Raw genomic sequence first — 20,392 nt, 5'->3', positions numbered from 1 at the left:
GGCTCAGTCGGTCGTCAGCAGCGCCCGCAGTCGGTAGAGCGCGTCGAGCGCCTCGCGCGGGCTGAGTGCGTCGGGGTCGAGTGCCTCGAGCGCCTCGTGCAGCGGGTCCGGTGCCGGCGGTTCGGGCGTGGGTGCGGCCGCCGGCTCGGCGGCGAACAGCGACAGCTGCACCGCCTCGCGCTCGGCGTGGGCGCGGGCATTCTGCTCCAGCTCCTGCAGCCGCGCGCGGGCACGCGCGATCACCGGCTGCGGCACCCCGGCGAGCGCAGCCACCGCCAGCCCGTAGCTCTGGTTCGCCGGTCCCTCGCGCAGCGCGTGCATGAACACCACGGTGTCGCCGTGCTCGACCGCGTCGAGATGGACGTTGGCGATCCCCGGATACTCCTCGGGCAGCGTGGTCAGCTCGAAGTAATGGGTGGCGAACAGGGTGTAGGCGCCGATCCCGGTGGCCAGCTCGACCCCGCACGACCAGGCCAGCGACAGCCCGTCGAAGGTGCTGGTGCCGCGACCGATCTCGTCCATCAGCACCAGGCTCTCGGCGGTGGCGTTGTGGAGGATGTTGGCCGTCTCCTCCATCTCCACCATGAAGGTCGAGCGCCCGCCGGCGAGGTCGTCGGAGGCGCCGATGCGCGAGAACACCCGATCAACCGGGCCGAGCCGCGCGCTGCGCGCCGGCACGAAGCTGCCGGCATAGGCCAGCAGCACGATCAGCGCGCACTGACGCATGTAGGTCGACTTGCCGCCCATGTTGGGGCCGGTGATCACCAGCATCCGCCGCTCGCCGTCGAGCCTGAGCGAGTTGGCGACGAAGGGCTGGTCGATGACCTGCTCGACCACCGGGTGACGGCCGTCGACGATCTCGATGCCGGGGGTGTCGTCGAGCGTCGGTCGCGCCCAGCCGAGGCGCTCGGCGCGCTCGGCGAGGTTGGTGAGCACATCCAGGGTGGCGATCCCGGTGGCGCTCGTCTGCAGCGGCGCGAGCCGTTCGGCCAGGGTCGTGAGCAGCGCCTCGTAGAGCGCCTTCTCGCGGGCCAGGGCGCGCTCGCGGCTGCTCAGGATCTCGTCCTCGAAACCCTTCAGCTCCGGGGTGATGTAGCGCTCTGCGGCCTTCAACGTCTGGCGGCGCACGTACTCGACCGGCACCGCGTCGCCGTGGCTGCGCCCGACCTCGATGTAATAGCCGTGCACCCGGTTGTAGCCGACCTTGAGGGTGGCGATGCCGGTGCGCGCGCGCTCGCGCTGCTCCAGTTCGACGAGGAAGCGGTCGGCGTTCTCCGAGAGCCCGCGCAGCCGGTCGAGTTCGGCGTCATAGCCCGCGGCGATCACCCCGCCATCGCGGATCAGTAGCGGCGGCTGGGGGATGACGGCGCGGGCGAGCAGGTCCTGGGTCTCGGGGTGGGTGGCGATCCTGTCGGCCAGCTCGGCGAGCAGCGGGTCGTCGATCGCCCCGAGGTGTTCGCCGAGTGCCGGCAGCAGCGCCAGCGAGTCGCGCAGCACCGCGAGGTCGCGCGGGCGCGCCGAGCCGAGCGCGACCCGGGCGAGGATGCGTTCGAGATCGCCGATGCCGGCGAGCAGCTCGGCGAGGTCGGCGCGCCCCGGGGCCGCGAGCAGCGCGGCGACCGCGCCGTGACGGCGGGCGACGGCGTGACGGTCGCGCAGCGGGCGGTTGATCCAGCGGCGCAGCAGTCGGCTGCCCATCGCCGTGGCGGTGTGATCGATCACCCCGGCGAGGGTGTGCTGGTGCTCGCCGCTGAGGCTCTCGGTCAGCTCCAGGTTGCGCCGGGTGGCGGCGTCGATGATCAGCGCCTCGTCGCGCTGCTCGGTGCTCAGCCCGCGGATGTGGGGCAGGGCGGCGAACTGGGTGTCGCGCACGTACTGCAACAGACAGCCGGCGGCGCCGATCGCCAGCGTCATGCCGGCACAGCCGAAGCCGCCGAGGTCGCGGGTGCCGAACTGCTCGCAGAGCATGCGCGCGCCGTTGTCGGCCTCGAAGTGCCAGGCCGGGCGACGGGTGAGACCGCGCTCGAGGCGCAGCGCCTCGGGCAGGGAGGAGGACTCGTCGACCAGCACCTCGGCGGGGCGCAGGCGTTCGAGCTCGCTGGCGAGCGCCTCGCGACCGCTGACCTCGAGCACCGAGAAGCGCCCGCTGGAGAGTTCGAGCTGGGCCAGTCCGTAGCCCGCGCGCGCCGACTCGGCGATCGCCACCAGCAGGTTCTCGCGACGGTCCTCGAGCAGCGCCTCGTCGGTGAGGGTACCGGGGGTGACCACGCGGGTGACCTTGCGCTCCACCGGCCCCTTGCTTTTGGCCGGGTCGCCGATCTGCTCGCAGATCGCCACCGACACGCCCTGGCGCACCAGTCGCGCGAGATAGCCCTCGGCGGCGTGATAGGGCACCCCGGCCATGGGGATCGGACGCCCGGCCGACTGGCCGCGCTTGGTCAGGGTGATGTCCAGCAGCCGGGCGGCGCGCTCGGCGTCCTCGAAGAAGAGTTCGTAGAAGTCGCCCATGCGATAGAACAGCAATAGGTCCGGATACTCCGCCTTGAGTCCGAGGTACTGCCGCATCGCCGGGGTGTGCTGAGAAAGATCCTGGGACATCCGCTCTCGTCTGTCGTGGCCGGGTGGAAAAGGCCAGCTAGTCTAGAGGCTTTGGCGCGGGTGTGCATGGGGCGCTAGCTATCAGCCGCCAGCCGCCAGCCGCCAGCCGCCAGCCGCCAGCCCTCAGCCGTCAGCCGTCAGCCATCAGCCATCAGCCATCAGCCATCAGCCGCGCCTGTTGCTGCGGATGGCGCGTCTCCTCGAGGGTGGGCAAGGAGCTGTTCGCCCTGCAAGCTGCAACCTGGAGGGCAGGGTGTCAGGCGAGACGATCGCACCCACTGGCGACTGGAAGCTGGTGGCTGGCGGCGGTCTCTGCCCGCTGCCGCAGATGGCGCGCCTCCCCGTGGGAGAGCAGGGGACGGTTCGTCCATCGCTGGCGTGATGCAAGTTGCAACCCAGAGGGCTGGCTGTCAGGCGAGATGACTGCGCCCACTGGTGGCTGGCGGCTGAAAGCTGGTGGCTTGCCCCGTGGACGATTGGGTGTCCGTGCGGCGGCGCTTCCCGGTAGAATGCCGGCCATGAAAAAGAATGACCTGAAACTCCCCAAGACCTACAAGACGCTGCTGATGCTGGCCCTGGTGTTCGGGCCGTTCTTCTGGCTGACCTTCACCGATGACGGCAAGCGTCGCACCGACCTGGCGTTGATGTACGTGCTCGGCAAGAGCGAGTTCAACGCCGCGCTCGAGTCCTTCGACAGCGATCTGACCGAGGCGCGGTTGCGCGAGACCTTCGCGGACCTCGAACTGCAGTGCGCCGATGGCCCCAACCCCTATGGCGACCGGCTGTGCGGCGCCGCGATCGGCAGCTTCAACCAGATGCCGGCCTCGGCGGTGACCTTCTTCTTCCGCGACGGCCAGCTGCGTGCGACCAAGCTGGTCTATCGCCGCGCCTATCATCAGCGGATCGGCGACTGGATCGCCGGGCGGGTCGCGACGCGTGGCGATGCGCTGCACCGCGAGAGCGAGGTGCGCGACAGCGGCGGGGTGCGCCAGCTGGCGGTGGCCGACGGCGCGATCTTCCTGCGTGACGGCGAACTCGGCAAGGACGAGGAACCCGCGCTGCTGTGGCTGTCCCAGGCGGCACTCGCCGGGCGTTGAGCCGCGATCAGCGATCGGCCGACAGGGTTGAACCGCAAAGCCGCGAAGCACGCACACTGAATGATGTGTGATGTCGGCGTGAGGCCACAGGCGGCACGGGTCCGCACCCACTGGCGGCTGATCGCTGGCGGCTGGCGGCTGGCGGCTGGCGTCTTCCTCGGCTACAGTCGGCGTTTGTTTCGGCGTGACCGCGTTGGCCGCGCCCGCTCCGTGTCACCCCACAGGTATCCCTCATGCTGAAAGAATGGTCCGACGTCTATTCCATCGGTATCCCCGAGATCGATGAGCAGCATCGCTGCTTCTTCTCCGCCTCGCACCGGCTCTACAACGAGATCCTCGATCGCAAGGGCAAGGAGGCGGTCGAGGGTGCCGTGTCCTTCATGCGCGAGTACGCCGAGCGCCACTTCTCCACCGAGGAGGCGTTCATGAACGAGCACGGCTATCCGGACCTCAAGGCGCACCTGCAGCAGCATGCGGCCTTCTTCCGTCGGCTCGATATCCTCGAACAGGAGCTGCAGATGTTCGGTCCGACCCAGGACCTAGCCGAGCGCGCGCTCGACATCACCCAGGACTGGCTGATCGACCATATCGCCGACGAGGATATGCTCTACTCCCTCCACATCAAGAGCGGCGACGCGGCCTGAGTCCGTTCAGCCGAGCAGCTGCTCCCACAGCAGCCGCGCCGAGATCGCGATCGACACCACCACCAGGATCGGGCGCACCAGCGCGGCGCCGTGACGCAGTACCAGATGAGCGCCGATCCAGGCGCCGACCAGCTGTCCGCCGGCCATCACCAGCGCGATCTGCCAGAGTACGTGGCCGCCGCTGACGAACAGGAGCAGCGCGGCGAGGTTGCTGGTGAAGTTGAGCAGCTTGGTATGCGCCGTCGCCCGGCGCAGGTTGTAGCCGAGCAGGGACACATAGGCGATGGCGAAGAAGGTGCCGGTGCCCGGCCCGAAGACGCCGTCGTAGAAGCCGACCCCGAGACCGATGGTGAGCGCGAAGGCGCCGTGGCCGATGCGCTGGTGCGAGTCGATGTCGCTGACCCGGGGCGAGAACCAGAAATAGAGCGCGAAGCCGATCAACAACAGCGGGATGGCGTGCTCGAGCGCGGCGGCGTCGATGTGTTGCACCAGCACCGCTCCGGCTGCGGCGCCGAGGAAGGTGAGGAGCACCGCGGGTAGCGTCTCGCGCAGCGCGATGGCGCCGCGGCGGATGAAGTGGATGGTTGCGGTGGCGCTGCCGAAGACCGCCTGGGCCTTGTTGGTCGCCAGGGCCTCGACCGGGCCGAGTCCGGCCCAGAGCAGCGCCGGGATGGTGATCAGTCCGCCGCCGCCGGCGACGGCGTCGACGAAACCGGCGGCGAGCGCCACCGGCAGCAGCCAGAGTGCGGTATCGAGCATGGCGTGAGGCGTGGGGCAAACGCTTCATTATCGCCGCTCGGCGCTCGAGCGTCAGCCGCCGTCGAGCGGCCAGTTTCCAGCCGCCAGCGACCAGAACGTGTGAACCGCCAAGAACGTGTGAACCGCCAAGGGCCAAGAGCGCGAAGATGAGGAAGGGCTTCCAGCCGCCAGCCTCCGGTGAGGGGGCAGGGTTGTCTCGTCGCGTCGCGGTTGACCGCATACCGACACTGGAGGCTGTTTGCTGAAGGCTGGTCGCTTTCTTCGTGTCCTTTGGGTCTTTGCGGTTCAATCCCCTGGCGGCTGGCGGCTGGCGGCTGGCGGCTGGCGGCTGGCGGCTGGCGGCTGGCGGCGCCGCTTGCGAGCGCGCGGCCGGCGCCGCTAGAGTAGTCGGCTATCCAGATCCGCCGGCCCGGTCGTTGGCGGGCCGCCTCGCGCGGGCCGTCGGTCCGCCGCTCATTCGGTCGCAATCCGTCAGACTTCCATCATGCTCGCACTCGATGTCCAGCAACTCACCAAGACCTACAAGGGTGGCTTCCAGGCGCTCAAGGGGATCGACCTGACGGTCGATGAGGGTGACTTCTTCGCGCTGCTCGGCCCCAACGGGGCGGGCAAGTCGACCTTCATCGGTATCCTCTCGTCGCTGGTCAACAAGAGCAGCGGTCGGGTCAGCGTCTTCGGTCACGATCTCGATCGCGACCCCGAGCGGGTGAAGTCGTGCATCGGCCTGGTGCCGCAGGAGTTCAACTTCAACCTCTTCCTGCCGGTGTTCGAGGTGGTGCTCAACCAGGCCGGTTATTACGGCATCCCGCGGCGCGAGGCCAAGGTGCGCGCCGAGCGCTATCTGCGCCAGCTCGATCTCTGGGATCGGCGCGACACCGAGATGCGCCGACTCTCCGGTGGGCTCAAGCGCCGGCTGATGATCGCCCGCGCACTGGTGCACCAGCCGCGGCTGCTGATCCTCGACGAGCCGACCGCCGGGGTCGACATCGAGATCCGTCGCTCGATGTGGTCCTTCCTGCGCGAGCTCAACGCCGAGGGCACCACCATCATCCTCACCACCCACTATCTGGAGGAGGCCGAGAGCCTCTGCCGCAACATCGCCATCATCCAGCACGGCGAGCTGGTCGAGCGCTCGACCATGGGCGCGCTGCTCGGCAAGTTGCACACCGAGACCTTCGTGCTCAACCTCAAGGGACAGGTCAGCGAGCTGCCCGAACTCGGCGGCTTCGTCCTCCAGCATCTCGACGACTGCACCCTGGAGGTGGAGATGAACCGTGATCACACCATCAATGGGCTGTTCGAGGCGCTCTCGCGCAACGGCATCGAGGTGATCAGTCTGCGCAACAAGCAGAACCGGCTCGAACGACTGTTCCTCGACATGGTCGAGCGTCGTCCCGCCGACGAGGGGGTCTGAGTATCATGGCCGAGACCTATCGCTACTGGATCACCTTCCAGACCATCCTCACCAAGGAGATCCTGCGCTTCTCGCGGATCTGGGTGCAGACCATCCTGCCCTCGGTGATCACCACCACCCTGTATTTCGTGATCTTCGGTCGGCTGATCGGTGAGCGCATCGGCGAGATGGACGGGGTCGCCTATCTGGAGTTCATCGTCCCCGGTCTGGCACTGATGAGCGTGATCACCAACGCCTATTCCAACGTCGTCTCGTCCTTCTACAGCAGCAAGTTCTCGCGCTATATCGAGGAGTTGCTGGTCTCGCCGGCGCCCAACTGGGTGATCCTCGCCGGCTATGTCGCCGGCGGCGCGGCGCGCGGTATGGTGGTGGGCGTGGCGGTGATGGTGGTGGCGATGCTGTTCACCGACATCGAGGTGCACAGTTATGGCGTCACCCTGCTGGTGTTCCTGATGACCGCGGTGCTGTTCGCGCTCGGCGGCTTCATCAACGCGGTCTATGCCAACAGCTTCGACGACATCTCGATCATCCCCACCTTCGTGCTCACCCCGTTGACCTATCTCGGCGGGGTCTTCTACTCGATCGAGCTGCTGCCGGAGTTCTGGCAGGGGGTGTCGATGGCCAATCCGGTGCTCTACATGGTCAACGCCTTCCGCTACGGCCTGCTCGGCATCAGCGACATCCCGCTCGGCGTCGCCTTTGCGATGATCGCCGCCTTCATCGTCGCGCTCGCCGCCTACAGCCTGCACCTGCTGCGCCGCGGCATCGGGATCAAGAACTGAGCCGTCGGGGGCGGCTCGGCTTGCAGCGGCCAGAAGGTTGAACCGCCAAGGGCGCGAAGGGCGCAAAGAAAGCGACCAGCCTTCAGCAAGCAGCCTCCAGTATCGGTTTGCGGTCAACTGCGGCGGTACGAGGCAATCCAGCTTCCTCACCTGGAGGCTGGCAGCTGGAAGCCCTTCTTCTCTTCGCGTCCTTCGCGCCTTGGCGGTTCAATCTTCTGGCCGCTGGCCGCTGGCCGCTGGCCGCTCGCAGTTGTGCGCCGCCGCCGCAAATGGGACCATAAGCAACTGATTACAGCGAGACTCAGGACAGCCCGTGCCCGCGACGCCCCGATCCCAGCAGCCGAATCCCGTCCAGTCGATGCGCCGCGCCGTGGCGCGGCGGTGGGGCTGATCCCATGGCCACGACCCGCAAGACCCGTCGCCGTCCGCTGCGCAAGCGTGGCGGCAAGATCCTCGGCTTCCTGATCCGGGTGGGGCTGTTGCTCGCGCTCGCCATCGGGCTCGGCACCACCCTCTACGGCATCCATCTCGACCGGGTGGTGCGCGCCAAGTTCGAGGGGCAGCGGTGGGCGCTGCCGGCGCGCGTCTATGCCCGTCCGCTGGAGCTCTATGCCGGGCGCCAGCTTGCCGTCGACGAACTCGAACAGGAGTTGCAACGGCTCAACTATCGCCGGCTCGCCAACCCCGACAGCCCCGGTAGCTATCACCGTGAGGGCGAGCAGATCGTGCTGCGAACCCGTCCCTTCCGCTTCTGGGATGGGCGCGAGTCGAGCCGTGGCCTGCGGGTGCGCTTCGACGGCCACCGGGTGAGCGTGCTGGAGGCCGTCGACGGCGGTCCCGATCCGGCGCTGGTGCGGCTCGACGCGATGCTGATCGCGAGCATCTATCCGACCCACAACGAGGACCGCATCCTGGTGCGGCGCAAGGATCTGCCCGAGCTGCTGGTGCACACCCTCTATGCGGTCGAGGATCGCAGCTTCGAGCGCCACCTCGGGGTCGACCCGCGCGGCATCGCTCGCGCCGCCTACAGCAACCTGATGGCCGGCGGCGTGGTCGAGGGGGCCAGTACCCTGACCCAGCAGCTGGTGAAGAACTTCTATCTCTCCGCCGAACGCACCCTCGAGCGCAAGCTCAAGGAGGCGTTCATGGCGGTGCTGCTCGAGCGCCGTTATACCAAGGGCGAGATCCTCGAGGCCTACGCCAACGAGATCTATCTCGGTCAGGACGGCAGCCGCGCGATCCACGGCTTCGGGCTGGCCAGTCGCTTCTATTTCAACAAGTCGCTGGCCGATCTCGATGTCGCCGAGACCGCGTTGCTGGTCGGCATGGTGCAGGCGCCCTCGAGCCTCGATCCGCGACGTCGCCCCGAGGCGGCGCTCAAGCGGCGTAATCTGGTGCTCGACGTCATGGTGCGCGACGGTGTGGTCGATGCCGCCACCGCCGCCGCGGCCAAGGACGCGCCGCTCGGGGTGGTCGACGGTGGCGGGCGTCCGGCCGGCGAGTATCCGGCCTTCATCACCCTGGTGCGGCGCCAGCTGCAGCGCGACTATCGCGACGAGGACCTGCGCTCCGAGGGGCTCAACATCTTCACCACGCTCGATCCGCTGGTACAGACCACGGTCGAGCGCTCGGTGCCGGAGCGTCTGGGGGCGATCGAGTCGGCGCGCGGCAAGCGCAAGGACTCACTGGAGGCCGCGGCGGTGGTCACCTCGGTCGCCCAGGGCGAGGTGCTGGCACTGGTCGGCGGACGCGATTCGGCCTATGCCGGATTCAATCGTGCGCTCGACTCGGTGCGCTCGATCGGCTCGCTGGTCAAGCCGGTGGTCTATCTCACTGCGCTCACCCACCCCGAGCGCTACAGCCTCTCGACCATCATCGAGGACAAGGCGGTGAGCATCCCCGACGGCACCGGGTCGCGCTGGGAGCCGAGCAACTACAGCCATCGCGTTTATGGCAAGCTGCCGCTCTACGAGGGGCTGGTGCGCTCGCTCAACCTCGCCACCGTCAACCTCGGCATGGACCTGGGCGTCGACGAGGTGGTCGACAATCTCTACCGGCTCGGTGCCCAGCGGCGCATCTCGGCGGTGCCGGCGATGCTGCTCGGTGCGGTCAACCTCTCGCCGCTGGAGGTGGCCCAGGTCTACCAGTCGATCGCCGCCGGCGGCTATCGCTCGCCGTTGCGTGCGATCCGCGAGGTGGTCGACGCCGAGGGGCGTCCGCTCAACCGCTATCCGCTGGCCGTCGAGTCGGTGGTCGATCCCCGCGCGGCCTATCTCACCACCTGGGCGATGGAGCGGGTGGTCGAGCGCGGCACTGCCGCCTGGCTGGGACGTCAGCTGCCTGATGGCATGAGCATGGCCGGCAAGACCGGTACCACCAACGGACTGCGCGACAGCTGGTTTGCCGGCTTCTCGGGCGACAAGGTCGCCGTGGTCTGGGTCGGGCGCGACGACTTCAAGCCGATGGGGCTGACCGGCAGCAGCGGCGCGCTGCGGGTCTGGGGCGACTTCATGCTCAAGCTCGAGAACGAGCCGCTGGCGCCGCTGCGCCCGGAGGGCGTGGTGACGGCGCAGGTTTGCGATGGCGCCGAGATGCCTTATGTCGCCGACTATGTCCCGAGCGCCGACAGTTGCGGTGGCGACGAGTCGGCCGAGGAGCAGGAGGGCGAGGCCGTGGCCGAGGGTGCGGCGCAGGATGAAGAGCCTGCGCCGCCCGAGCGTTCACGCCCCGCCAGGGAACAGAACCTCTTCATGAGCGATTTCTACAACTGACGATGCGAGCCTTCATCATCCTGATCGCCGTCCTGGCGCTGAGTGCCTGCGCCGGCCAACCCCGTCAAGGGGACCCCGCACCCGTGGTCCGGGTGACCCCGCGCCCCGAGCAGGCGCCGACCCCGGAGTCGGCCGAATCCGCCGCCGAGGATCCGGCGGTCGCGGAGCCGCAGACCGAGGTCTATGCCTATCGCGACCCGGCGCAGCTCCCGGCGCCCGAGGTGGTTGCCGAGCCAGGCCCGACCGGCTCCACTGTGCCGGCGCTGGTCTCCGAGGCGCCGACCCAATCTCCGACGCCGACGCCGGCGCCGGTCGAACAGCGCCCGAGCGCCCCGAGCGTGCGCTCGAACGCGCCAGCGGCCATCACCCCGCCGCCGCCGGAGACGCCTCGTACCGCGGCGGTGACCACGCCTCAGCAGGCCCCGGCGCAACCCGCGCCTGCGCCGGCCTCCTCGGTGAGCGCGCCCGATCTGCCGGCTGCCGCCGAGGCCCTGGCGCGACAGGCCGAGCGCCAGCGTCAGTCGGGCGACTATGCCGGCGCCGCCGCCTCGCTCGAGCGCTCGCTGCGCATCGCGCCCAAGCAGGCCTATCTGTGGAACCGGCTGGCGCGGGTGCGGCTCGAGCAGGGCCAGACCGGGCAGGCGGGCAATCTCGCCTCGCGCTCCAACAACCTCGCCGGCGAGGACGCGGCGGTACGTCGTGACAACTGGCTGATCATCGCCGATGTGCGTCGGCGCGCCGGTGACGCCGCCGGTGCGAGCGAGGCCGAACGTCGCGCCAGCGGCGGTTGAGCGCGACGGGCACGGCGACGGCCAGGGTGGACCGCATGGAGCTTGCGCGGGTCTTCGGCGACGACGGGCCGTTGAGCGCCCGCGTGCCGGGGTTCCGGACGCGTCAGCCGCAGCGCGAGATGGCCGAGCGGGTCGGCGCCGTGATCGACGGCGGCGGGGTGCTGGTGTGCGAGGCCGGCACCGGCACTGGCAAGACCTTCGCCTATCTGGTCCCGGCGATCCTCTCCGGGCGCAAGGTGCTGATCTCCACCGGTACCCGCAACCTCCAGGACCAGCTCTTCCATCGCGATCTGCCGTTGATCCGCGACGCCCTCGGCCTGCCGTTGCGCGCCGCGCTGCTCAAGGGGCGGGCGAACTATCTCTGCGTCCACCGCCTGGGTCTCGCGCTCGACGAGCCGGGGCGTCACGATCGGGTGCTGCGCGCGCATCTCGAGCGGGTGCGCGACTGGTCGGCCAATACCCGCAGCGGTGACATCGCCGAGTTGCCGCTCCCGGACGAGAGCGCGGTGTGGCCGCTGGTGACCTCGACCACCGACAACTGTCTCGGCCAGGAGTGTCCGCAGTGGCAGTCCTGCCACCTGCTCGCCGCCCGGCGCGAGGCCCAGGCCGCCGACCTGGTGGTGGTCAATCATCATCTGTTCTGCGCCGACCTGGCACTCAAGGACGAGGGCTTCGGCGACATCCTGCCCGGCGCGGACTGCTTCATCCTCGACGAGGCCCACCAGCTGCCCGATACTGCCTCGACCTTCTTCGGCATGGCGTTGAGCAGCCGTCAGCTGCACGACCTGCTGCGCGACACCGAGCTGGAGTACCAGCGCGAGGCGGGCGACGTGCCCGAGCTGCTCGAGCACTGCGCCCGGGTGCGCCGGGTGCTGCAGGACCTGCGCCTGGCGCTCGGCAGCGGTGAGCGGCGCGGCCCCTGGGAGTCGCTCAAGGAGGAGCCTGCGGTGATACGCGCGCTCGATGCCCTGGCGCGTCGTCTGACCGCGCTCGGCGAGGGGCTCGGTGCGCTCGGCGGGCGGGGCAAGGGGCTCGATGCCTGTGCCGAGCGCGCCACCGAGCTGCTGGCGCGGCTGCAGACCCTGCTCGGCGAGCCCGACGAACGGGTGGTGCGCTGGTTCGAGACCCAGGGGCGTGGTTTCCGTCTGCACCAGACCCCGCTCGAGGTCTCCGGGGTGTTCCGTGCCCAGATGGCGCGACCCGGCACCGCCTGGGTGCTGACCTCGGCGACCCTGGCCGTGGGCGACGACTTCGGTCATTTCATCCGCCGGCTCGGGCTCGACGAGGCCGAGACCGCGCGCTGGGAGAGCCCCTTCGACTACTCCAGCCAGGCGCTCTGGTTCGTCCCCCGCGGTCTGTCCAAGCCCTCGGAACCGGACTACAACCAGCAGGTGCTGGCGCTCGCCCGCGAGGTGATCGGTTACAGTCGGGGGCGGGCCTTTCTGCTGTTCACCAGCCATCGGGCGTTGCGCGAGGTCGCCGCCGGGCTGGTCGGCCAGATCGACTATCCGTTGCTGGTGCAGGGGCAGGCGCCGCGCGGCGAGCTGCTCGAACGCTTTCGCGAGCTGGGCAACGCGGTGCTGCTCGGCACCTCGAGCTTCTGGGAGGGGGTCGACGTGCGTGGCGAGGCGCTCTCCTGCGTGCTCATCGATCGCCTGCCCTTCGCCTCGCCCGGCGACCCGGTGCTCGCCGCGCGCATCGAGGCGTTGCGCCAGCGCGGCGGCAACCCGTTCCGCGACTACCAGTTGCCGCAGGCGGTGATCGCGCTCAAGCAGGGGGCGGGACGGCTGATCCGCGGCAGCGAGGACCGTGGCGTGCTGGTGGTCTGTGACCCGCGACTGCTCTCGCGCTCCTATGGCTACGCCTTTCTCGACAGCCTGCCGCGCACCGCGCGCACCCGCGACATCGCCGATGTGCGCGACTTCTTCGCCACCGCCGACTGAGGTCCGGGGCCCCGGTCGATATCGACAATCGAGGAGGATGGATGGCTCGTCTGCTGGTCCTGATCGCGCTGCTGGTCCTGCTGTGGTGGGGGTGGCGCTGGTTCGTCCGTACCCCGGCGCCCGAGGTCGCGCGCGCCCTGCGTGGCTGGGTGGTGTGGGGCCTGGTCGGCCTGCTGGTGCTGGCGGCAGCCACCGGACGGCTCAATCCGCTGTTCGCCGCCCTGGGCGCGGCGATCCCGGTGGTGCTGCGGATCGCCAATCTGGCGCAGCTGTTGCCGCTGCTGCAGCGCTTTCTGGGGCGCGGGCGCGCCGGTCAGGGGCCGCGATTGCGCAGTCGTTATCTCGAACTCGAGCTTGATGCGGGTGGTGGCGCGCTCGACGGCCAGGTGCTCGACGGCCCCTTCGCCGGGCGGCGACTGAGCGCGCTCGATCGCGAGGCGCTGGCACGGATGCTCGAGTTCTATCGCGAGTCCGACGCGGAATCGGCGCGGTTGCTCGAGACCTATCTCTCCCGGGCACGCGGTTGGAGCGGGGCGAGTGGCGGCAGCGGTGGCGCCGGCTCGGGACGACCGAGCCCGAGCGAGGCGCGCGCCATCCTCGGCCTCGGCGCGGACGCGGGGCCGGACGAGATCCGCGCCGCCCACCGTCGGCTGATGCAACGTCTGCATCCCGACCGCGGCGGCTCCGACTACCTGGCCGCGCGCATCAACGCCGCCAAGCAGGTGCTGCTGGAGGAGTAGCGGCCAGTTGCCGGAAGATTGAACCGCCAAGGCACCAAGGGCGCAAAGGGGTGTTCAAGCTGTTACCGACCGGTCGCCGGTGGTCGCCTGCCCTCAAGCGCTGGGCCAAGGACGTGCGCACCGGTTGATGACGGCAAACCGTGCTGTTGTCGAGGGCGCACACCCACTGGCGACTGGAGGCTGATCGCTGGAGGCTCTGCTCTTCTTTGCGCCCTTCGCGCCTTGGCGGTTCAACCCCCCGTCGGCTCTTTCCCCCGACTAATCTTTCGTTTCCAAAGCCCCCTGAGTTTGCGTACAATGATCGATTCCCCGAATCCTCGGGGATACTCCTTGCCTCACCGTCTCGGCGCCGAGTCTGCGCGGCGGGAGGCTGTCCAATCCGTAAGGAGCCAAGATGCGACACTACGAAGTGGTTTTCCTGGTGCACCCGAGCCAGAGCGAGCAGGTGCCCGGCATGGTCGAGCGTTACAAGACCAATCTCGAGAAGCGCGGCGGTCAGATCCACCGCCTCGAGGACTGGGGCCGTCGTCCGCTGGCCTACCCGATCAACAAGGTGCACAAGGCACACTATGTGCTGATGAACGTCGAGTGCGATCAGGAAGCGATCGACGAGCTCGAGAGCGCCTTCCGTTTCAATGACGCAGTGCTGCGCAACATGATCATCCGTCGTGACAGCGCCGTCACCGAGCCCTCGCCCCTGGCCAAGACCGAAGGCGAGGACGAGGGCGCTTCGAGCAAGCGCGACGACTGATCACTAGGCACTGGAGAACATCATGTCCCGATTCTTTCGACGCAAGCGTTACTGCCGGTTCACCGCTGAAGGCATCACCGAGATCGACTACAAGGATCTCAACCTGCTGAAGGCCTATGTCAGCGAGTCCGGCAAGGTCGTGCCCAGCCGCATCACCGGTACCTCGGCCAAGTACCAGCGCCAGCTCGCCCAGGCGGTCAAGCGCGCGCGCTACCTGGCCCTGCTGCCCTACACCGACGGTCATTGATCCGGCGCGTCGTGCCGCCCTCGGTTGAGACCGGTGGCGGCACGGCTGCAGGTCTGATGCGATGAAGTCACTGGCGAGTTTCATCATGCGCGGGCCTTCGCAGGCGGCGCTGGTGGCTGCCACCTCGGCCCTGCTGTCGGTGATGATCCCGGTGTTCGGGGTCGTCGCCGCAGCGGCAGTGGGCCTGGTGACCCTGCGCAACGGCGCGCGCGGCGGTGCCCTGGTGGCGCTGCTCGCGACCCTCGGGGCGGGACTCTTCTACGGTCTCGTGTTCGGGGCCCCGCTGCTGGTGCTCGGGGTGTTGCTGCTGTTCTGGGTGCCGATCTGGGGGCTGGCGCTGGTGTTGCGCTACAGCCGATCGCTGGCGCTCACGGTCGAGTCCGCGAGCCTGCTGGTGATGCTCGGTCTGGTGCTGGTCTACGCCATCGTTGGCGACCCCGCCGTCTTCTGGGCGCGGTTGCTCGAGTTGATGCGCGAGGCGGCGCTGGCCGCTCAGCCCGATGGCGCGGCGGCCAACGCCGCGCTGTTCGGCGAGCTGGCGCGGTGGATGACCGGGGCCTTCGCCATGGCGCTGACCTTCCAGGTCGTGCTCGCCCTGTTCCTCGCCCGCTGGTGGCAGGCGCAGCTCTACAACCCGGGCGGCTTCGGCGAGGGCTTCAGGGCCTATCGCCTGCACCGCGCCTTCGCGCTGTTGGCGCTGTTGCTGATCGCCGGCTGGGCGCTGGTGCGAGGCCCGGGGTTGCTCGCCGATCTCGCGCTGGTCGCCGGGGTGGGCCTGTTGCTCCAGGGGCTGGCGGTGGTCCACCAGCTGCGAGTCCAACGTGGCTCGGGGACGGGCTGGCTGGTGCTGCTCTATGTGCTGCTGGTGCTGTTGCCGCAGATGGCGGTGGCGATCGCCGCCCTCGGCCTGCTCGATGTCTGGGTGGACATCCGCGCCCGGGCAGCGCGCCTGCCCTCGCGGCGACGCTGAGGCTTGAATCGCATGCAGACGACGAACGATTTAAGAGGAAATATCACGTGGAACTCATTCTGCTGAAGAACGTTGGTGGTCTTGGCTCGCTCGGAGACAAGGTCAATGTGCGTCCGGGCTACGGTCGTAACTACCTGGTGCCGCGCGGCTTCGCCGTGGTCGCCACCGCCGAGAACCTGGAGGCCTTCGAGGCGCGTCGCGCCGAGCTCGAGCAGCTCGCCGCCGAGCAGCTGGCCGCGGCCGAGGCGCGCAAGGCCGAGCTCGAGGAGATGCGCGTGACCGTCGCTCGCAAGGCCGGTGACGAGGGACGTCTGTTCGGCTCCGTTGGCACCGCCGACATCGCCGAGGCGGTCACCGCCGCCGGTATCGCGCTCGACAAGTCCGAGGTGCGTCTGCCCAACGGCGCCTTCCGCGCCACCGGTGAGTACGAGGTCGCGCTGCACCTGCACGCCGACGTCGATACCACCATCATGGTCGACGTCGTCCCGGAAGACTGAGTCCGCCGCTCGCCCCGCCCTCACCGGGGCCTGTGCGTGGATACAGGGGCGCTCTGCGCCCCTGTGTTGTCTCTGCGCCGCCGTGCTGTCGTTGCTGTCCCGCGCCTGCTTCGGGTGATCTCGGATCGTCGCGGACCATGCTTGCCAACGCCTGGTGCATGACACCACAATCAGGGCGTCCGAGCCCCGCTCGAACGACACGCCAGCGGATCCCGATCAACCTCCCCGAGCGTCGCCGAGCCGGTTATCCTTTCCACCGGGGGCCTCATGTTCGACCCTGATACCGAAGAGCTTGCCGCGCTCGCCACCGAGGGTGGCATGGATCGGGTGCGGGTGCCGCCGCACAATCTCCACGCCGAGCAGTCGTTGCTCGGTGGTCTGATGCTCGACAACACCGCCTGGGACCGGGTCGCCGATGTGGTCTCGGCGCGTGATCTCTATCGTCGCGAGCATCGGTTGATCTTCCAGTCGATCGCCCGACTCGCCGAGTCCGACCAGCCCTTCGACGTCGTCACCCTCGCCGAGACCCTGGAGCGCTCCGAGCAGCTCGAGGCCGCCGGCGGACTGTCCTATCTCGCCACCCTGGTCAACGAGACCCCGAGCGCGGCCAACATCAAGGCCTATGCCCAGATCGTGCGCGACACCTCGGTGCTGCGCCAGATGATCGCCGCCGGCACCGCGATCGCCGACAGCGGTTACGACAGCCAGGGACGTCCGGTCACCGAGCTGCTCGACGACGCCGAGCGCCAGGTGTTCGAGATCGCCGAGCAGCAGTCGCGCGGCGGCGGCGGTTTCCAGCCGATCAAGTCGTTGCTCAACCTCGCCGTCGAGCGCATCGACACCCTCTATCAGAGCGACGAGCCGATCACCGGCCTAGCCACCGGATTCACCGACTTCGACGGCATGACCTCCGGGTTGCAGCCCTCCGATCTGGTGATCGTCGCCGGGCGTCCGTCGATGGGCAAGACCACCTTTGCGATGAACATGGCCGAGCACGTCGCCATCCAGTCGAAGCGTCCGGTGGCGGTGTTCAGCATGGAGATGCCGGGCGATTCGCTGGCGATGCGCATGATGTCCTCGCTCGGGCGTATCGATCAGCACCGCATCCGTACCGGCAAGCTCGAGGACGACGAGTGGCCGCGACTGACCTCGGCGGTCAACATCCTCGCCTCGGCGAAGATGTTCATCGACGACACCCCGGCGCTGTCGCCGACCGAGGTGCGCGCACGGGCGCGCCGGCTCAAGCGCGAACAGGGCGACCTGGCGCTGATCGTGATCGACTATCTGCAGCTGATGCAGGCGCCCGGGGTGGGGGAGAACCGCGCCACCGAGATCTCGGCGATCTCGCGCTCGCTCAAGGCCCTGGCCAAGGAACTCGACGTCCCGGTGATCGCGCTCTCGCAGCTCAACCGCAGCCTCGAACAGCGCCCCAACAAGCGCCCGGTGATGTCCGACCTGCGTGAGTCGGGCGCCATCGAGCAGGACGCCGACCTCATCGTGTTCATCTATCGCGATGAGGTCTATCACGAGGACACCCCCGACAAGGGGATTGCCGAGATCATCATCGGCAAGCAACGTAACGGCCCGATCGGCACCACCCGGCTGACCTTCCTCGGCAAGTACACCAAGTTCGAGAACTATATCGGCAGCTATTACGGCGAGGGCGACGACGGCTGACCCCTGGAGACTGAACGCGGATGGCGACCCCCCCCAAGAAGCCCAAGACCAGCTATGTGTGCAGCGAGTGCGGCGCGAGCCAGCCCAAGTGGGCCGGCCAGTGTCCGGATTGCGGCGCCTGGAACAGCCTCAACGAGCAGCTCGCGCCGGCGCGTCCGGCGGCGGCGCGTGGCGGCGGCTATGCCGGGCTCGCCGGCGGGGCGGTGGTCGAGACCCTGGCCGAGGTCGCCCCGGAGGAGCGCGCCCGCACCGCCTGCGGCATCGGCGAGCTCGACCGGGTGCTCGGCGGCGGGCTGGTCGGCGGCTCGGTGATCCTGCTCGGCGGCGATCCCGGCATCGGCAAGTCGACCCTGCTGCTGCAGGCCTGCGCGGCGCTCGCCAGTAGCCGCCGGGTGCTCTATGTCAGCGGCGAGGAATCGCCGCAGCAGATCAGTCTGCGCGCGCGCCGGCTCGGGCTCGACGGCGAGGACATCCGGCTGCTGCCCGAGACCTGTGTCGAGCGCATCCTCTATCACGCCGCCGCCGAGCAGCCGCGGGTGATGGTGGTCGACTCGATCCAGACCCTGTTCACCGAGCAGCTGCAGTCGGCGCCGGGCTCGGTGTCGCAGGTGCGCGAGTCGGCCGCGCAGCTGGTGCGTTTCGCCAAGCAGCGCGACACCGTGGTCTTCCTCGTCGGTCATGTCACCAAGGAGGGCGCACTCGCCGGTCCCCGGGTGCTCGAACACATGGTCGACACCGTGCTCTATTTCGAGGGCGAGTCGGGCGGCGCCTTCCGCCTGGTGCGCTCGATCAAGAACCGCTTCGGCGCGGTCAACGAACTCGGCGTCTTCCTGATGGGCGACCAGGGGTTGCGCGAGGTCAAGAACCCCTCGGCGATCTTCCTCTCGCGTCACGACGAGCCGACCCCCGGCAGTCTGGTGATGGTCACCCGCGAGGGCACCCGGCCGTTGCTCGTCGAGGTCCAGGCGCTGGTCGACGAGAGCTCGCTGGCCAATCCGCGCCGGGTCGCGCTGGGGCTCGATCAGAACCGCCTGTCGATGCTGCTGGCGGTGCTGCACCGTCACGGCGGCATCGGCATGTTCAACCAGGACGTCTTCGTCAACGTCGTCGGCGGGGTGCGGATCGGCGAGACCGCCGCCGACCTGCCGGTGCTGATGGCGGTGTTGTCGAGCTATCGCGACCGCCCGCTGCCGCTGGAGCTGGCGGTGTTCGGCGAGGTCGGACTCTCGGGCGAGGTGCGTCCGGTGCCCAATGGCCCAGACCGGCTGCGTGAGGCGGTCAAGCATGGGCTTCGCCGGGTCATCGCCCCGGCCGGCAACGTCCCCAAGGGCGGTGTCGAGGGCCTGGAGATCGTCGCCGTGCGCACCCTCAGCGAGGCGCTCGACGCGCTCTGATCAGGGCGCGTCGCGATGGAGCGGTCGGGCGTCGATGCGCCGCTCGATGTGCTCGGCGATGCGGCGGTAGCGCGGGTCCTCGGTGTCGCCGAAACGGGCGGCGAACTCGGTCTTGTTCATCCCCTCCGGCAGCCCCGCGATGCGCGGCATGAAATCGTCCTCGATCAGCCCGGCGCGGGCCCGCTCGCGCACCCAGCGCGCCTGCTCCGGGGTGGCGGTGGCGAGGGTGGCGAGGCGGATGCCGGCGCGGTTGGCGGCGAGGTCGGCAAAGCTGAAACCACTGCCGCCGTCGCTGTCGCTGTGCTCCTTGTACCAACCGACCAGGGTCGAGAACAGGTCGCCGCCCTCGAGCGCGAGCGCCGCCGAGGCGGTGAAGTGCTGGGCGAGGTCCTCGCGCTTGCGCAGGGTCACGGTGCGCTGTGGCAGCCGCGCGCCCTCGGGATCGTGCAACTGCTGGCCGTTGACATAGAGCGCGAGCAGCAGCAGCGCGGCGCGGTTGTCGGCGAGCGGGGCCTCGCTCGGCGCGCCGAGCAGCACGCCGAGCAGGGTGGCGAGATCGGGCGCCGAGCGATCCTCGGCGAGATGCCGGCCGAGCCGGCGCTGCGCGGCGAGCATGGCGGGGCGGTCGGTGTCGGCGATCAGGCTGCTGGCCAGGCGCTCCAGCCCGTCGGCCTGCCAGGTGTAGATCACACTGATCCGCTCCGGTCCGAGCCGGGTGCGCTGTACCAACCGGCTCTGACCGAGCGCATCGAGCAGTCGCTCGGTCAGGCCCTGCACCAGTCCGGCGGGCAGCGGCAGTCCGGCGACCCGGGCTTTGACCACCTCGGGCAGTGCCCCGTCGGTCTCGACCAGACCGAGTTCGAGGTTGAGATAGCGTCCGGGTCCCACCCAGGGCAGCGCAATCGAGCCCTGCAGGTCGAGTCGCCCGGAGGCGAGCTGGACCGCGGCGCGTCCCTCGGCGCCGATCCGGGCGATCAGATGGTTGGCCACCCGCTCGGCCTCGGTGGCGCTGAGCGCGACCATGGTCGGCATCCCGGCGAGGCGGTCACGCGGGCGGTTGTGACGCAACCAGTCCTCGGCCCAGGCATGGTCGGCGGCGCTGAGCGGCGCGCGCTCCGGGACCACCGCCTGGCCGTCGAGCGCGACCCTGAGCGCGAGCCCGGCGAGACCGAGCAGGATCAGCAGGCCGAGCCAGCCGAGTCCCTTGATGATGAGATGCATGATGCGGGTTCCTGTGCGGCGCATGGCGGGCAGGGTAGCGGCTGTGTTGCGCGCGGCCAAGCCCGCGGCTTGCGGGGTGTGTCCGGCGCGGTCATG

Annotated in this window: 17 protein-coding genes; 14 read left to right on the top strand and 3 right to left on the bottom strand. The window is 69.2% G+C overall.

The window, feature by feature from the left end; genetic code table 11:
* Positions 1 to 3 precede the first annotated feature (3 nt).
* The gene (mutS, locus tag EBL84_RS02655; protein ID WP_123139405.1) at positions 4 to 2,598 is read right to left on the bottom strand and encodes a DNA mismatch repair protein MutS; all 2,595 of its coding nucleotides are present in this window, start codon (positions 2,596 to 2,598) and stop codon (positions 4 to 6) included.
* A 518-nt stretch (positions 2,599 to 3,116) separates the two neighbouring features.
* On the opposite strand from mutS, the gene EBL84_RS02650 reads away from it, so the two are divergent.
* Both EBL84_RS02650 and EBL84_RS02645 read left to right on the top strand, forming a co-directional pair.
* Positions 3,117 to 3,695, top strand: a complete 579-nt coding sequence (locus EBL84_RS02650) for a hypothetical protein (protein WP_123139598.1) — start codon at positions 3,117 to 3,119, stop codon at positions 3,693 to 3,695.
* A 233-nt stretch (positions 3,696 to 3,928) separates the two neighbouring features.
* Positions 3,929 to 4,339: a bacteriohemerythrin gene (locus tag EBL84_RS02645; RefSeq protein WP_123139404.1), complete on the top strand. Its 411-nt coding sequence runs from the start codon at positions 3,929 to 3,931 to the stop codon at positions 4,337 to 4,339.
* A 6-nt stretch (positions 4,340 to 4,345) separates the two neighbouring features.
* On the opposite strand, the gene EBL84_RS02640 is transcribed toward EBL84_RS02645, so the two are convergent.
* Positions 4,346 to 5,098: a TSUP family transporter gene (locus EBL84_RS02640; RefSeq protein ID WP_123139403.1), complete on the bottom strand. Its 753-nt coding sequence runs from the start codon at positions 5,096 to 5,098 to the stop codon at positions 4,346 to 4,348.
* Between the two features lie 484 nt (positions 5,099 to 5,582).
* Here EBL84_RS02640 and EBL84_RS02635 point away from each other — a divergent pair, with 484 nt between their 5' ends.
* The 12 genes from EBL84_RS02635 to radA all read left to right on the top strand — a co-directional run bounded on the left by EBL84_RS02635 (position 5,583) and on the right by radA (position 19,075).
* Positions 5,583 to 6,512 carry an ABC transporter ATP-binding protein gene (locus EBL84_RS02635; RefSeq protein ID WP_123139402.1) on the top strand — a complete coding sequence of 310 codons (930 nt, stop codon included), beginning with the start codon at positions 5,583 to 5,585 and terminating at the stop codon, positions 6,510 to 6,512.
* A gap of 5 nt (positions 6,513 to 6,517) precedes the next feature.
* Complete coding sequence (locus EBL84_RS02630) at positions 6,518 to 7,294, top strand: ABC transporter permease (RefSeq protein ID WP_123139401.1); 777 nt, start codon at positions 6,518 to 6,520, stop codon at positions 7,292 to 7,294.
* A 395-nt stretch (positions 7,295 to 7,689) separates the two neighbouring features.
* Positions 7,690 to 10,065, top strand: a complete 2,376-nt coding sequence (gene mrcB / locus EBL84_RS02625; protein WP_123139400.1) for a penicillin-binding protein 1B — start codon at positions 7,690 to 7,692, stop codon at positions 10,063 to 10,065.
* A 2-nt stretch (positions 10,066 to 10,067) separates the two neighbouring features.
* A complete protein-coding gene (locus EBL84_RS02620) occupies positions 10,068 to 10,856 on the top strand; it encodes a tetratricopeptide repeat protein (RefSeq protein ID WP_123139399.1) in 789 nt (262 codons plus the stop codon).
* Positions 10,857 to 10,891: 35 nt separating this feature from the next.
* Complete coding sequence (locus EBL84_RS02615) at positions 10,892 to 12,799, top strand: ATP-dependent DNA helicase (protein WP_123139398.1); 1,908 nt, start codon at positions 10,892 to 10,894, stop codon at positions 12,797 to 12,799.
* A gap of 41 nt (positions 12,800 to 12,840) precedes the next feature.
* A complete protein-coding gene (locus tag EBL84_RS02610; protein WP_123139397.1) occupies positions 12,841 to 13,539 on the top strand; it encodes a molecular chaperone DnaJ in 699 nt (232 codons plus the stop codon).
* A gap of 394 nt (positions 13,540 to 13,933) precedes the next feature.
* A complete protein-coding gene (rpsF, locus tag EBL84_RS02605) occupies positions 13,934 to 14,290 on the top strand; it encodes a 30S ribosomal protein S6 (RefSeq protein ID WP_062271666.1) in 357 nt (118 codons plus the stop codon).
* Positions 14,291 to 14,312: 22 nt separating this feature from the next.
* Positions 14,313 to 14,537 (top strand): 30S ribosomal protein S18, encoded by a 225-nt coding sequence (gene rpsR / locus EBL84_RS02600; protein WP_005222396.1) that lies wholly within the window; start codon positions 14,313 to 14,315, stop codon positions 14,535 to 14,537.
* Between the two features lie 61 nt (positions 14,538 to 14,598).
* Positions 14,599 to 15,507 (top strand): DUF2232 domain-containing protein, encoded by a 909-nt coding sequence (locus EBL84_RS02595; protein ID WP_123139396.1) that lies wholly within the window; start codon positions 14,599 to 14,601, stop codon positions 15,505 to 15,507.
* 47 nt (positions 15,508 to 15,554) lie between these two features.
* A complete protein-coding gene (gene rplI, locus EBL84_RS02590) occupies positions 15,555 to 16,004 on the top strand; it encodes a 50S ribosomal protein L9 (RefSeq protein ID WP_005222409.1) in 450 nt (149 codons plus the stop codon).
* A gap of 267 nt (positions 16,005 to 16,271) precedes the next feature.
* On the top strand, positions 16,272 to 17,681 hold the full coding sequence (gene dnaB, locus EBL84_RS02585) for a replicative DNA helicase (RefSeq protein ID WP_123139395.1): 1,410 nt from the start codon (positions 16,272 to 16,274) through the stop codon (positions 17,679 to 17,681).
* Positions 17,682 to 17,701: 20 nt separating this feature from the next.
* Positions 17,702 to 19,075, top strand: coding sequence for a DNA repair protein RadA (gene radA / locus EBL84_RS02580; RefSeq protein ID WP_123139394.1), 1,374 nt, complete (start codon positions 17,702 to 17,704; stop codon positions 19,073 to 19,075).
* Here radA and EBL84_RS02575 read toward each other — a convergent pair whose 3' ends face one another.
* On the bottom strand, positions 19,076 to 20,296 hold the full coding sequence (locus EBL84_RS02575) for a hypothetical protein (RefSeq protein ID WP_123139393.1): 1,221 nt from the start codon (positions 20,294 to 20,296) through the stop codon (positions 19,076 to 19,078).
* Positions 20,297 to 20,392 lie beyond the last annotated feature (96 nt).

The organism is Marichromatium sp. AB31 (assembly GCF_003718685.1).
In the GTDB taxonomy this organism is placed as follows: domain Bacteria; phylum Pseudomonadota; class Gammaproteobacteria; order Chromatiales; family Chromatiaceae; genus Marichromatium; species Marichromatium gracile.
This window is presented reverse-complemented; position numbering and strand designations above follow the sequence as displayed.

Coding starts and splice junctions, on each gene's coding strand:
- radA (WP_123139394.1), top strand. CDS start 17,702: ATGGCGACCCCCCCCAAGAAGCCCAAGACCAGCTATGTGTGCAGCGAG.
- EBL84_RS02615 (WP_123139398.1), top strand. CDS start 10,892: ATGGAGCTTGCGCGGGTCTTCGGCGACGACGGGCCGTTGAGCGCCCGC.
- EBL84_RS02575 (WP_123139393.1), bottom strand. CDS start 20,296: ATGCATCTCATCATCAAGGGACTCGGCTGGCTCGGCCTGCTGATCCTG.
- EBL84_RS02635 (WP_123139402.1), top strand. CDS start 5,583: ATGCTCGCACTCGATGTCCAGCAACTCACCAAGACCTACAAGGGTGGC.
- dnaB (WP_123139395.1), top strand. CDS start 16,272: ATGTTCGACCCTGATACCGAAGAGCTTGCCGCGCTCGCCACCGAGGGT.
- mrcB (WP_123139400.1), top strand. CDS start 7,690: ATGGCCACGACCCGCAAGACCCGTCGCCGTCCGCTGCGCAAGCGTGGC.
- EBL84_RS02640 (WP_123139403.1), bottom strand. CDS start 5,098: ATGCTCGATACCGCACTCTGGCTGCTGCCGGTGGCGCTCGCCGCCGGT.
- EBL84_RS02650 (WP_123139598.1), top strand. CDS start 3,117: ATGAAAAAGAATGACCTGAAACTCCCCAAGACCTACAAGACGCTGCTG.
- EBL84_RS02610 (WP_123139397.1), top strand. CDS start 12,841: ATGGCTCGTCTGCTGGTCCTGATCGCGCTGCTGGTCCTGCTGTGGTGG.
- rpsR (WP_005222396.1), top strand. CDS start 14,313: ATGTCCCGATTCTTTCGACGCAAGCGTTACTGCCGGTTCACCGCTGAA.
- EBL84_RS02630 (WP_123139401.1), top strand. CDS start 6,518: ATGGCCGAGACCTATCGCTACTGGATCACCTTCCAGACCATCCTCACC.
- rpsF (WP_062271666.1), top strand. CDS start 13,934: ATGCGACACTACGAAGTGGTTTTCCTGGTGCACCCGAGCCAGAGCGAG.
- EBL84_RS02620 (WP_123139399.1), top strand. CDS start 10,068: ATGCGAGCCTTCATCATCCTGATCGCCGTCCTGGCGCTGAGTGCCTGC.
- EBL84_RS02645 (WP_123139404.1), top strand. CDS start 3,929: ATGCTGAAAGAATGGTCCGACGTCTATTCCATCGGTATCCCCGAGATC.
- mutS (WP_123139405.1), bottom strand. CDS start 2,598: ATGTCCCAGGATCTTTCTCAGCACACCCCGGCGATGCGGCAGTACCTC.
- EBL84_RS02595 (WP_123139396.1), top strand. CDS start 14,599: ATGAAGTCACTGGCGAGTTTCATCATGCGCGGGCCTTCGCAGGCGGCG.